Here is a 12391-nt window from a genome sequence, read left to right as displayed (position 1 = left end):
GACAATAAAATGGTCAGACAAAAACAATACTCCGCACAAACAGACGAGTTTCAGGCCGATACCAACTTGATCGGCATGAGCGACATTGTTGGGTTCCTGCGGCGCAACTGGCGCTTTGTCGGCGCTTCCATCATGGGGTCCGTACTAATCGCGATCAGCTATCTTGCTGTAGCGGAGCCAGTTTTCACTGCGACAGCGCGTATCGTCATCGATCCTGAGCAAGCAAGAATTGCCTCACAAGATGCGGTTTCTGGAACGATTGTGATTGAAACCGGGGAGGTCGAAAGTCAGGTAGAGATTATTCGCTCCGAGGCTATTGCCAAGAGCGTCATCGAGCAACTCTCATTGACTGAAGATCCTGAGCTTCAAGACGAAAAGAGCCTTCTTTCCAGTCTCGCTTTCTGGCGACCAGGTGAAGACAAGGAGGTTGAACCGGAACTGACCATGCGCAAGACAGTCGCTGGTTTCCTTGAACGCTTGCGTGTCTGGCGGGTAGGGCAATCTTATGTGCTGGACGTCGCATATAATTCTACAGATCCGGTCAAGGCCGCTACGGTCGCAAATGCCACTGCGCTGGCCTATATCAAATCCGGTCTTGATGCAAAATCAACCGCAGCAAAAAGTGGCGCTGGGTGGCTGGAAAGCAGGCTTGCTGAGATCAGCGATCAAGCCAATGCATCGGCCCGTGCCGTAGAGAACTTCCGCAATCAGAACCAGATATCGCAGGCGGGTGCTACCTCACTCGATGAGCAGCAGCTATCGGAGGCAAATATTCAGCTGTCCAGAGCCAAAGCAGACACTGCGGCCGAAAAAGCAAAGCTTGCAATGATCAACAAGTTTCTTCAATCGGAGACTTACGTTGACGGATATGTCGATGAAGCATTGCGCAGTCCGCAGATTACAGCGTTGCGTGAACGGCTGAACACCGCGTCAACTCAGCTTGACGAGTTGAAAGGGCGGTATGGCGAGAATGGACCAGCAGTGCAGGCGGCCCAACAAGAGATCACGCGCCTCAAAGGCGAGGTGCGGCAGGAAATCGTCCGGATCGGGCAGGTGTACAGATCAAATGTCGAAGCTGCTGAACGCCGTGAGCAATATGTCAATGATCAGTTGCAGGCAACAATACAGTCCGGTCTAAGCAAGGGCATGGCGCGTGTTCAGTTAAGTGAACTTGAAAGCCGCGCCAATACCTATCGGCAAATGTATCAAAGCCTGATGCAGCAATTGATCAGTGCATTGCAGCAGGAATCTTTCCCTGTAGGCGACTCCCGTCTGGTCTCCTCGGCTGCGATACCCCTTGGCAAGACCTGGCCCAAGGGGTCGCTTGTTATTGCTCTGGCAAGTGTGCTGGGCGGCCTGGCAGGCCTTGCCTATTCGGCAGTTAGAGAAGTGAGCGATCGCCGTATCAAGACGGAAAGCCGTTTGCGACGGGAACTTGGGTTGAACAGTTTGGGAACATTGCCATTTGTTTCTGCAAGAGCCATTTCAAAGGCTGCGCCCCAAGACCAGTATCAATTGCTGAATTTTGTTCTGGATCACCCCGATCATCTCTTTTCAGACGCTGTTCGCAACACCAAAGCCTCGCTTGATCTGATCATGCGGCGGCAGGGCGCGAAAGTCGTCGGCATCACATCGGCGCTGCCGGGCGAAGGCAAAACGACCGTCGCCAGCAATCTGGCACAGCTTTATGCCGCGACAGGTTCAAGAACGATGCTGATTGACACCTGTGCTGCCAATCCGACGCTGACCCGGCTTTTAACCACTATTACCGAGCCTCATCAGGCAATCCCAACAGACGTTGCGAAAGATCGGCGCGAGCTTGATCTGACAAAGGATGCAACCCGCCGCGATGCACGGTCGATACGGAAAGTCGATAATGTCAGGACCGAGGAGCCCTATCCTTCTGTGTCTGTGATAACGCCACCTGCTTTGATGGGTGTGGATGAGATAACGCATAACTCAGGTCAGGCGTATCGGTATCTGAATCTTCAGGCTCTTGAGAGTCACCTCGACAGATTGCGCGACCAGCACGATATCATCATTCTTGATCTGCCAGACCTGACAACCACTGCCGATGCACGAATTGTCAGCGTTATCGTTGATTGCGTTATTCTAACAGTGGGTGACCGGCAGAATGTTACGCTTGATGTGCTCGGGGCAGCAATTGCAAGTTGTAGCGGCATCAACCCGGATGCAGTTGGCGTCGTTTTCAATACGCCCCGGCACCCACGTACGACCGCACCACAGGCTTTGCCGTCATCGACCAGCCGAATGGACAATTCGCGCAGTTCGTTTCGACGACTTGCGAGCTGGATGACACCTGTGCGGTGGAGCAAATCCTGATGTGTGAACCGAAAAAACGACTCAAAATTGCAGTCGGGATCCCGTCAACGGGGCGGGCTGACATACTTGCCGCCACTGTGCCTTTGATTGAGCGGCAGAGCCGTTTTCCCGATCAAATTGTCATCTGTACATTGAAGCCAAGTGACGTTCCAGAGAATGTCGGGGAAGGAATGACCACGCCTTTGCTGTTGCTCCAATCATCGTCCGGATTGGCCAAACAGCGCAACGACATCATCCGGTCATTGGCAGACTTCGATATATTGCTATTTCTTGATGACGATTTTCTGATGGCACCCAATTATATAGCTGAGGTAGAACAGCTGTTCCTTGAACATGATGATATCGTCATATCAACAGGTAATGTTCTTGTCGATGGAATCGGGACTCCCGGAATTCAAGTCAATGAGGGCGCCACTCTATTGGGCGCGCTGATGGAGGTCCCGGCATCGCGCCCCGATCTGTTGAAGGATGTTTACAATGGATATGGCTGCAATATGAGTTTGCGGCTTGATGTGATGAGGCGCAACAATATCTGGTTTGATGAGAACCTTCCTCTCTACTGCTGGCTTGAAGACGTTGATCTGAGCCGGCTGCTTGCCAAACATGGCCGCATCGTCAAGTCAAACAAGCAGCGTGGTATACACCTTGGCGTGAAGAGTGGTCGCACCTCTGGAATAAAGCTCGGTTATTCGCAAATTGCCAATCCATATTATTTGGCCAGAAAAGGCACCATGGTATTCTCAAAGGCCATAGCAATGGCCTCCAAGAACCTCATTGCCAATATTGTGGGAAGCATTTCGCCGGAGGCATGGATAGACCGGAAAGGACGACTAAAGGGAAATGGATTGGCGCTCTTCGATCTTCTCCGCGGAAGGATTTCGCCGTCGGGCGTATTGGACGTTGAAAAGGCTGATTGATTATCCGGCAGCGCATCATGCCCTTGCGTGGGCTTTGTTGGTAATGATCATGGTGATGACGGTAGGTCCTGTCACTTTGCGCCCAGCGACGTGGATCGGGCCAAATGTCGAGCGGTTTTCCGCATTTCTGCTGCTGGGTATCACATTCAGCCTGACCTATCCAAAGCGGCTAATTTTTGTGGCGATCATTGTAATAATATCATGCGGATTTTTTGAATATGCGCAGCATTTCATGCAGAATAGACATGCGGATATTGGGAATTTTTTGGTGAAGATTGCGGGCGCCGCTATTGGAATGGCGGCGGTTAAATGGTTTCGTTGAACGAAGCGAGGCGGGCCTCGCTAGCACCCGCCGGATTGAAACATGGGTCCGCCGCGCCAAGCGGGATAGCCATAGCCGTTAATGAGAACAAGATCGATGTCGGAAGCGCGTAAGGCTATGCCTTCTGCAATGATGCTGTCACCCTCGACCACCAGAGCATCAATGATCTTTGCTATGATCTCACCCTGCTCGAATGAGCGACGCGCTATATTCTTGTCTTGCGAAATGGCTTCGATAAGAGTGGTTACAGCAGGGTCGATCGATCTTTTGCCGCCATCATAGGCGTAATAGCCCTTACCCGTCTTCTGACCAAAGCGTCCGGCTTCACACAAGCGATCAGCAATGGCAACATAACGTGCGGAGGGATCGCGCTTGTCGGCATCCCGCTTGCGGCGAGCCCAGGAAATGTCCAATCCCGCCAGATCAGTGACGGCATAGGGTCCCATGGGAAAACCATAGGCTTCGACGGCCGCATCAATTTCATGGGGCAGCGCGCCATCTTCAAGCATGAAATCGCATTGCTGCCGGTAGGCGGTAAACAATCGATTGCCGATGAATCCTTCACACACACCACTGACGATACCCAGCTTGCCCAGTCGCTTGGCAATCGCCAATCCTGAGGCCAGAACATCCGGTGCGATATTCTTGGTCCGGACAACTTCAACAAGGCGCATGATATTGGCCGGGGAGAAGAAATGAAGGCCAATGAACCGGCTTGGGCCATTTATCACCGAAGCAATGGCATCCGGGTTGAGATAGCTGGTGTTCGTTGCGAGAATGGCGTCGGGTCGGACTATAGAGGAAAGGGAGGCGAAAAGTTCCTGCTTCACGTCCAGATCGTCAAAGACTGCTTCAAGAACAAGATCGCACCCGGCAAAAGCAGACCGATCAAAATGAAAGCCAATACGCGAAAGCCGTTGTTCTTTAAGAGCAGGATCAATACGTCCGGATTTCACCATGCGGTCGTAAATAGCTTCGATCCGCTTGCGGCCCAGATCCATGGACTGCTCGTCGCGCTCGACAATTGTGACATCGTACCGGGCATCCGCAAAGGCAACAGCAATACCGGCACCCATGAGTCCGGCACCCGCGATCCCGACATTTTGGACGTGGCGGGGCGCTACGCCATCAAGATCGGGCAGTTTTGCCGCGAGGCGCTCCGCAGCGAAGACATGACGTAGCGCCAGCGCCTGTTCTGAACCGACCAGTTCAAGGAATTTTCCGCGCTCAAGTTCCAGACCTTGCTCAATTGGCAGATCGCCCGCACGATATACTGCTCGCGCAGCCTCGCCCGGCGATATCTGTCCGCGCGCCTTGCGCTCTATGGCGACGATCTGTGCCTCTACCACCGCCTTGTCGAATTCACGCACCGGGAACCTTCCGGTTCGACGCGGTTCGGCACCGGCAAGCGTTTGTGCAAATGTCAGTGCATCCACAATCAGGTCATTTTTTGAGATGCGGTCAACCAGCCCCAAATCGAGGGCTTTCTGTGCTGAAATGCGCTTGCCGCTTGCCACCATATCAATGGCCTCGGACATGCCAATCAGTCTGGGAAGCCTCTGCGTTCCGCCTGCACCTGGTATGATGCCAAGCTTCACCTCTGGCAGGCCAAGCTGCGCATCAAGCGACGCAATGCGGCCATGGGCTGCAAGCGCGATCTCAAGCCCCCCGCCTAAGGCCGTTCCATGAATAGCAGCAACCACAGGTTTTGCGGAATCTTCGATCAGTTGCACCAGATCATTCAGGAATGGGGGGTGAGGCGGCTTGCCAAATTCCTTGACATCTGCACCAGCGACGAAAGTCTTGCCTTTGCACGCCAAGATAATAGCTTCGATTGCAGCATCTGCATTTGCTTGCCCCAGTGCGGTAGCCAAACCCTCCCGCACCGCATGGGAAGTGGCATTTACCGGCGGGTTATCAATCCAGATCAGGCCGATATTGTCTTGGCGGTTCCAGCTGACAGACATCATCAATCCGGTACGACAGCGGTCGCCTGAATCTCGACAAGCGCTTCATCTTCGATCAGGCCTGAGACCTGCACCACGGCCATGGCTGGAAAATTCCGTCCCATGGTGGCTTTATAGGCGGCGCCAATTTCCTTTAAGGCTGCCGAATATGCCTTTCGATCCAGAACATACCAGGTCATAGTGGTGACATGTTCGGGGCCCGCACCCCCTTCATGCAAGATAGCGATGATGTTTTCGAGCGTCTGCCGCACTTGACCCGCCAGGTCTTTCGCTTCGAACTCGCATTGCCCATTCCAGCCGATTTGCCCTCCAACAAAAACCGTTCGTCCACGCGCTTCCATTCCATTGGAATAGCCGATTGGCCGGGCCCAGCCTTCCGGCTGCAAGATGCGATGGGGTGTTTTTACGGTGGTTTGGGTCATGCTAACTTCCGGTCAATTGGAGAATGCCGCTATGCCGGTTATGGCGCGGCCGAGAATAAGGGCGTGGATATCATGCGTGCCTTCATAGGTATTGACGACTTCAAGATTGATCAGATGGCGCGCAATCGGGAATTCGTCGGAGATGCCATTGCCGCCCAGCATGTCACGGGCATTGCGGGCAATTTCCAAAGCCTTGCCGCAGGAGTTCCGTTTCAGGATGGAGGTCAATTCGACGGGAGGCGAGCCTTCGTCCTTCATACGTCCAAGGCGCAGGCATCCTTGCAGTCCGAGCGCAATTTCAGTTGCCATATCAGCCAGCTTCTTCTGGATCAGCTGGTTTGCTGCGAGCGGGCGACCGAACTGCTTGCGGTCAATCACATAATCGCGTGCTGTCTCATAGCAGGACTCCGCAGCGCCCAGCGCACCCCAGGCGATACCGAACCGCGCCGAATTGAGGCAAGTGAAAGGCCCTTTCAGACCGGTCACATGCGGAAGAATATTCTCTTCCGGCACAAGCACATCTTCCATGACGATCTGACCGGTGATCGAGGCGCGCAGACCAACCTTGCCGTGAATGGCAGGCGCGGAAAGCCCTTTCCAGCCTTTTTCGAGAATGAAGCCGCGGATCAAACCGTCTTCTGTTTTAGCCCAGACGACAAATACGTCCGCAATCGGCGAATTGGAAATCCAGGTCTTGGAACCGCTCAACAGATAGCCGCCATCGACCTTGCGGGCGCGACTTGCCATGGAGCCGGGATCAGAGCCGTGGTCCGGTTCGGTCAGTCCAAAGCAGCCGATTTTCGTACCGGCAATCAGACCCGGAAGATATTTCCGCTTCTGATCTTCAGTGCCAAAGCTATGAATCGGAACGATGACCAGTGAGGATTGCACGCTCATCATGGAGCGATAGCCGCTGTCGATCCGCTCAATCTCCCGTGCAATCAGGCCATAGGAAACATAGTTTAGCCCCGCACCGCCATATTCTTCCGGCACTGTCGGCCCAAGCAGGCCAAGCGCCCCCATTTCAGCGAAGATGGACGGGTCGGTCTTTTCATGGCGGAAAGCTTCCTGCACGCGCGGGAGAAGCTTGTCTTCGGCATAGGCACGTGCGCTATCACGCACCATCCGCTCTTCCTCGCTCAATTGTGCGTCGAGATGAAACGGGTCCTGCCAGTCGTAATATGCTTTTGAACCATGCATGTGATTTATCCTGCCTTCCTGCCAGCGCTCTTCATCAACTCGCGGCCGATGATAAGTTTTTGAACTTCGGTTGCGCCCTCGTAAATGCGCAGGGCGCGTATCTCGCGGTAGAGTCGCTCGGTAATTTCCCCAACCCGCACGCCGCGCCCGCCAAAAAGTTGCAGCGCCTGATCAATGACCCATTGGGCATTCTCGGTCGCCGTCAACTTTGCCATGGCCGCTTCGCTTGTTGTTGGGAGTTTCTGCACGTCGCGCCGCCATGCGGTGCGGAAAGTGAGCAATGCGGCAGAGTCGATTGCGGTCGCCATCTCGCCCAATGTGCTTTGTGCAGTGGGCAGATCGGCAAGTGTTGCCCCAAACATCTTGCGGCTTCTGGCATGCGCTACTGCCTCATCAAGCGCCCTGCGGGCAAAACCTATGGCCGCGGCAGCCACAGATGGGCGGAAAATATCAAGCGTTCGCATTGCGATCTTGAAGCCTTCGCCGACAACCCCCAGAAGCTGCGATGCGGGTATGCGGCAATTGTCGAAGCGAATGCGGGCCAGCGGATGGGGCGCAATGGTCTCGATGCGTTCGACAATGGAAAAACCTGGCGTATCGGCAAAGACCACAAACGCCGAAATACCGCGTGTCCCCGGTGCTTCACCGGTGCGAGCGAAGACCGTATAGATATCGGCTATTCCGCCATTGGAAATCCAGATCTTCTCGCCATCCAGAATAAAATCATCGCCATCCCGGCGGGCGGCACAACTGAGTGCGGCGACATCTGAACCGGCATCAGGCTCCGATAATGCGAAAGCCGATATCAACTCGCCTCGCGCAATTTTAGGCAGGATCTGTTGCTTCAGTTCCTGCGAACCCGCAAGACTAATCGCGCCAGTGCCAAGCCCTTGCATGGCAAAGGCGAAATCTGCCAGCCCGTCCGCATAGGCAAGTGTTTCCCTGATGATGCAGAGCGAACGGCTATCGATCTCTTGCGAAACGCCGCCAAAATCCTTTGGTACGCAATGACGCAATATCCCGGCTGCGCCTAGCTGAGCGACCAGTTTTTTGCATGCGGCATCGGCATTGGTGTGATCGATCTCGCCCAAACCGCCGCTTGTGACGAAACTATCCAGTTCGGTTGCCAATGCACGCGCGTCCTCGCCAAAAAAAGGCCATTGCAAATGCTCGCGGGTCAGCATTCCCAGGGGTTTGGAAACCATCATCTAGTTCCCTTCGAACTGCGGTTTGCTCTTGGCCGCGAAGGCCTCAAAGGCACGCCGGAAATCGCCGGTCGCCATGCAGATGGCTTGTGCCTGGGCTTCCGATTCGATGATCTGGTCGATGCCCATGGCCCATTCCTGGTCCAGCATCTTCTTGGTCATGGCATGGGCAAACCATGGGCCATCGGCAACTGTGCGGGCAAAGCGCTGCGCTTCACCAAGCAAGTCAGGCCGTTCATGCAGGGCATTGTAGAATCCCCATGTATGGCCCTCGCTCGCAGTCATGGCGCGACCTGTAAAGAGCAGTTCGCTGGCACGTCCTTGCCCGATGATGCGCGGAAGAATGCCACAAGCCCCCATATCGGCACCGGCAAGTCCAACGCGGGTAAACAGAAAGGCGGTTCTGGTTTCAGGCGTGGCAATCCGGAAATCAGCGGCCATTGCGAGAATGGCTCCCGCTCCGGCGCAGATGCCGTCCACTGCCGCGATGACCGGTTGCGGGCAGGCCCTGATCTGGCGCACCAGATCCCCCGTCATGCGGGTAAAATCCAGAAGATCCGGCATTGCCATGCGTGTCAGCGGTTCGATGATGTCGAATACATCGCCGCCGGACGAGAAGTTGTTGTCAGCGCCGGTCAGTACGACTGCACGCACATCACTTGCGCGGGCAAGCGAGCGAAACAGTTCGGTCAGTTCCTCATAGCTCTCGAAGGTAAGGGGATTCTTCTTTTCCGGGCGATTGAGTGTAATCGTGGCAACGCGGCCATCGGCATCCGTCTCAAACAGAAAGTGTCTGGCCTTGTGATCCTTGAAGGGACGCTTTTTATCCTGCATTGGATTGCTCATTCCAGCCTACCCTCCCATCACTTCACCGCCGGCAACGGGGATTGCCTGGCCAGTAATTGCACTTGCTTTTTCAGACGCCAGCCAGAGCACCGTATCGGCAACTTCCTGTGGCGTAACCAGCCTGCCTTGTGGATTGGTCCGGGCAAGGCTGGCGCGGGCCTCGTCGGGCGAGCGGCCGGTCTTGTCACTGATCATTTCCACCGCATTATCGAGCAAAGGTGTATCGGTGAAGCCGGGGCAGACGGCATTGACAGTGATATCCGTTCGCGCCAGTTCCAGCGCAAGCGATCGTGTCAGGCCAATCACCCCATGTTTGGCGGCGCAATAGGCTGAAACGTATGGGTAGCCGGTAAGCCCTGCCGTGCTTGCAATATTGATGATGCGACCATTGCCGGAAAGGCGAATGGAGGAAAGCGCCGCTTTCGTTACGAGGAATGTTCCCGTCAGATTTATACCAAGAACCCTGTTCCAAAGATCAAGATCTGTCTTGTCAAAGGGAGCCGATGGCGCTTCACCGGCGCAATTGACAAGCACATTGATCTCACCGCCAATAGAAACGGACTTTGCGATGCCTTGCTCGATTCCGGCGGCGTCCATCACATCGAATCCATCAAGGACCAAAGCCTCGCCGCCCTTGTCGACGATCACGCTTGCGACTTCCGCAAGAGGCGCATGCCGCCGCCCGGCAAGCGTCACATGCATGCCTTCAGCAGCCAATGCCAATGCGATGGCCCTGCCAATGCCGGTGCCAGCGCCTGTTACGAATGCGTGCTTCTTTGCCGAGGTCATGGTTTGGCTGCCCGCGCCAGATTGTTCACATATTGCGCCTTGGCCGAATAATATTGTTTCGGCCATGCCTGATCGGCATAGCCGATCTTTGCCGCTTCATGCATCACGAAGGACGGATTAGCCAGATGCGGACGGGCCACAGCACAAAGATCCGCACGCCCTGCAGCGATAATTGAATTGGCATGATCGGCTTCGGAAATTGCGCCAACGGCAATCGTTGGAATCTGAATCTCATTGCGGATTTTGTCTGAGAACGGTGTCTGGAACAGGCGGCCATAGACCGGCTGTTCTTCCTTGACCACCTGACCGGATGAGCAGTCGATCATATCTGCCCCTGCCTCCTTGAACATTTGCGCAAAAATGGCAGCGTCTTCCGGCGTGTTTCCGCCTTCAAACCAATCATTGGTCGAAAGGCGCACGGATATGGGCTTGTCATTCGGCCAGACTTTCCGGATGGCGTGAAAGACTTCCAACGGAAACCGTGCACGACCTTCGTGGTCGCCGCCGTACTCGTCTTCACGCTGATTGGTGAGCGGCGAGAGGAAACTCGACAGGAGATAGCCGTGTGCGGCATGCAGTTCGAGAATATCGAAACCAAGCTCACGTGCTCTTTCAGTGGCTCGCACAAAATCAGCTTTGACGCGGTCCATATCATCCCGCGTCATGGCGCGCGGCGTATCAGAGTTTTGCAGATAGGGTAGGGGTGATGCAGAGATGAGGGGCCATCCGCCTTCTGTCACGGGCTGGTCAATTCCCTCCCAGGCGACTTTGGTGGAACCCTTGCGGCCCGCATGTCCAAGCTGAATACCGATCTTTGCAGGAGTCTGGTGATGCACAAAATCGACCACGCGTTTCCACGCCGTTTGCTGTTCGTCATTCCATAATCCCAGACAGCCGGGAGTAATACGCGCATCGGGGGAAACGCAGGTCATTTCCGGAAAAATCAGCGCCGCTCCACCCATAGCGCGGGCGCCGAGATGTACGAGATGAAAATCATTAGGCAGGCCGTCGGTAGCCGAATACATTGCCATGGGCGAGACCATAATGCGATTATGCAGGGTGAGGCCGCGAATTTTGAACGGCGTGAACATGGGTGGAGGTATGGAACCGTTAGGGGCAGGATCAACCCCCGCACGTTCGGCAAACCAGCGCTCAAAACCTTCCAGCCACTCCTTGTCACGAAGCCGCAGATTCTCATGGCTGATGCGCTGCGAGCGGGTCAGCATGGAATACATAAACTGTTCTGGTTCAAGAGTATCCGCATAGCGTGTGCCGACCACCTCAAACCATTCCATTGCGTTGCGCGCGGCATTCTGGATGCGCGCAACATCAACACGGCGCACATCCTCATAGGCTGCAAGAACCGCCGGTATATTGGCCTTGTCGTGACCGGCAATATCGAACTGCCGTGTAAGCTCAATAGCATCGTCAATCGCGAGCTTGGTGCCAGACCCGATAGCGAAATGTGCAGTATGGGCGCTATCGCCCATCAGAACCACATGGTTTCGGCCGTTGAAATGGCTCCATTTCTCGCAGATCAAACGGCCAAAATTAAGCCAGGCCGAACCGCGCAAATGGCGCGCATTGGTCATCAGCTTGTGCCCATCAAGCGTCTCTGCAAACAGATTTTCGCAAAAGGCGATGGATGCGTCCTGATCCATCTTGTCGAGGCCATGGGCCTTGAATACTTCATCGGTGGTTTCAACGATGAATGTGGATGTATTCTCGTCAAAACGATAAATATGCGCCTGAAACCACCCGTGTTCGGTCTTCTGGAAATCGAAGGTGAAGGCATCAAAGCATTTGTTTGTTCCAAGCCAGACAAAACGATTGGGCCGGACCACCATATCCGGACGGAAGACATCGGTATATTTTGTGCGTATCCGCGAGTTTACCCCGTCGGAGGCGATAATCAGGTCTGCCTCGGGAAACTCTTCGTCGCCATTCACGTCTTTTTCGAAGACAAGTTCCACACCAAGTTCAAGACAGCGGTCCTGTAGAATGTTCAACATTTTCTTGCGACCGATGCCGACAAAGCCATGACCGCTCGTGCGGATCTTCCGGCCCTTGAACACCAGTTCGATATCGTCCCAATGATTGAACGCTACCTCAATGGTCTCTGCTGTCTGCGGGTCCCATTGGCGCATGGACTGCATGGTTGCATCAGAGAACACGACACCCCAGCCGAACGTATCGAAGGCACGGTTACGCTCCACGACAGTTATGTGATGTTCGGGATGCTGGCGCTTCATGAGAAGAGCGAAATAGAGGCCGGCAGGGCCGCCGCCGATACAGACAATCCGCATGCTTGTTCCTCCACTTGGCCAGATGATGCTCTTCGTTTCGCGCCATCACAGCCGTTGAAAATCAAAATGAACCG

10 protein-coding genes are annotated in these 12391 nt (G+C 54.7%); 3 read left to right on the top strand and 7 right to left on the bottom strand.

Features of this window, described 5'->3' with window-relative positions; genetic code table 11:
• The first annotated feature begins 9 nt into the window (after window positions 1-9).
• The 3 genes from ACYJL1_RS18225 to ACYJL1_RS18215 are packed head-to-tail and all read left to right on the top strand — an operon-like array spanning window position 10 to window position 3582.
• On the top strand, window positions 10-2343 hold the full coding sequence (locus ACYJL1_RS18225; RefSeq protein ID WP_460898346.1) for a GumC family protein: 2334 nt from the start codon (window positions 10-12) through the stop codon (window positions 2341-2343).
• Entirely contained in the window at window positions 2343-3260 is a 918-nt protein-coding gene (locus ACYJL1_RS18220; RefSeq protein WP_460898345.1) for a glycosyltransferase family 2 protein, read from the top strand. The genes ACYJL1_RS18225 and ACYJL1_RS18220 overlap by 1 nt, the downstream gene beginning before the upstream one ends.
• Window positions 3244-3582 carry a hypothetical protein gene (locus ACYJL1_RS18215; RefSeq protein WP_460898344.1) on the top strand — a complete coding sequence of 113 codons (339 nt, stop codon included), beginning with the start codon at window positions 3244-3246 and terminating at the stop codon, window positions 3580-3582. The genes ACYJL1_RS18220 and ACYJL1_RS18215 overlap by 17 nt, the downstream gene beginning before the upstream one ends.
• Before the next feature lie 20 nt (window positions 3583-3602).
• On the opposite strand, the gene ACYJL1_RS18210 is transcribed toward ACYJL1_RS18215, so the two are convergent.
• The 7 genes from ACYJL1_RS18210 to ACYJL1_RS18180 are packed head-to-tail and all read right to left on the bottom strand — an operon-like array spanning window position 3603 to window position 12317.
• The gene (locus ACYJL1_RS18210; RefSeq protein ID WP_460898343.1) at window positions 3603-5552 is read right to left on the bottom strand and encodes a 3-hydroxyacyl-CoA dehydrogenase NAD-binding domain-containing protein; all 1950 of its coding nucleotides are present in this window, start codon (window positions 5550-5552) and stop codon (window positions 3603-3605) included.
• Window positions 5552-5971, bottom strand: a complete 420-nt coding sequence (locus ACYJL1_RS18205) for a RidA family protein (RefSeq protein ID WP_460898342.1) — start codon at window positions 5969-5971, stop codon at window positions 5552-5554. Before ACYJL1_RS18205 ends, ACYJL1_RS18210 begins: the two co-directional genes overlap by 1 nt.
• 12 nt (window positions 5972-5983) lie before the next feature.
• Window positions 5984-7171: an acyl-CoA dehydrogenase gene (locus ACYJL1_RS18200; RefSeq protein WP_460898341.1), complete on the bottom strand. Its 1188-nt coding sequence runs from the start codon at window positions 7169-7171 to the stop codon at window positions 5984-5986.
• A 5-nt stretch (window positions 7172-7176) separates the two neighbouring features.
• On the bottom strand, window positions 7177-8379 hold the full coding sequence (locus tag ACYJL1_RS18195; protein ID WP_460898340.1) for an acyl-CoA dehydrogenase family protein: 1203 nt from the start codon (window positions 8377-8379) through the stop codon (window positions 7177-7179).
• Window positions 8380-9222 carry an enoyl-CoA hydratase family protein gene (locus tag ACYJL1_RS18190; RefSeq protein ID WP_460898339.1) on the bottom strand — a complete coding sequence of 281 codons (843 nt, stop codon included), beginning with the start codon at window positions 9220-9222 and terminating at the stop codon, window positions 8380-8382. It abuts the gene before it with no gap.
• A gap of 6 nt (window positions 9223-9228) precedes the next feature.
• A complete protein-coding gene (locus ACYJL1_RS18185) occupies window positions 9229-10011 on the bottom strand; it encodes an SDR family NAD(P)-dependent oxidoreductase (protein WP_460898338.1) in 783 nt (260 codons plus the stop codon).
• Window positions 10008-12317 carry a bifunctional salicylyl-CoA 5-hydroxylase/oxidoreductase gene (locus ACYJL1_RS18180; protein ID WP_460898337.1) on the bottom strand — a complete coding sequence of 770 codons (2310 nt, stop codon included), beginning with the start codon at window positions 12315-12317 and terminating at the stop codon, window positions 10008-10010. Before ACYJL1_RS18180 ends, ACYJL1_RS18185 begins: the two co-directional genes overlap by 4 nt.
• Window positions 12318-12391: the final 74 nt, after the last annotated feature.

The organism is Phyllobacterium sp. K27 (assembly GCF_054796155.1).
Note: the sequence above shows the minus strand (reverse complement) of the source record. Positions and strands in the feature narration are given on the sequence as shown.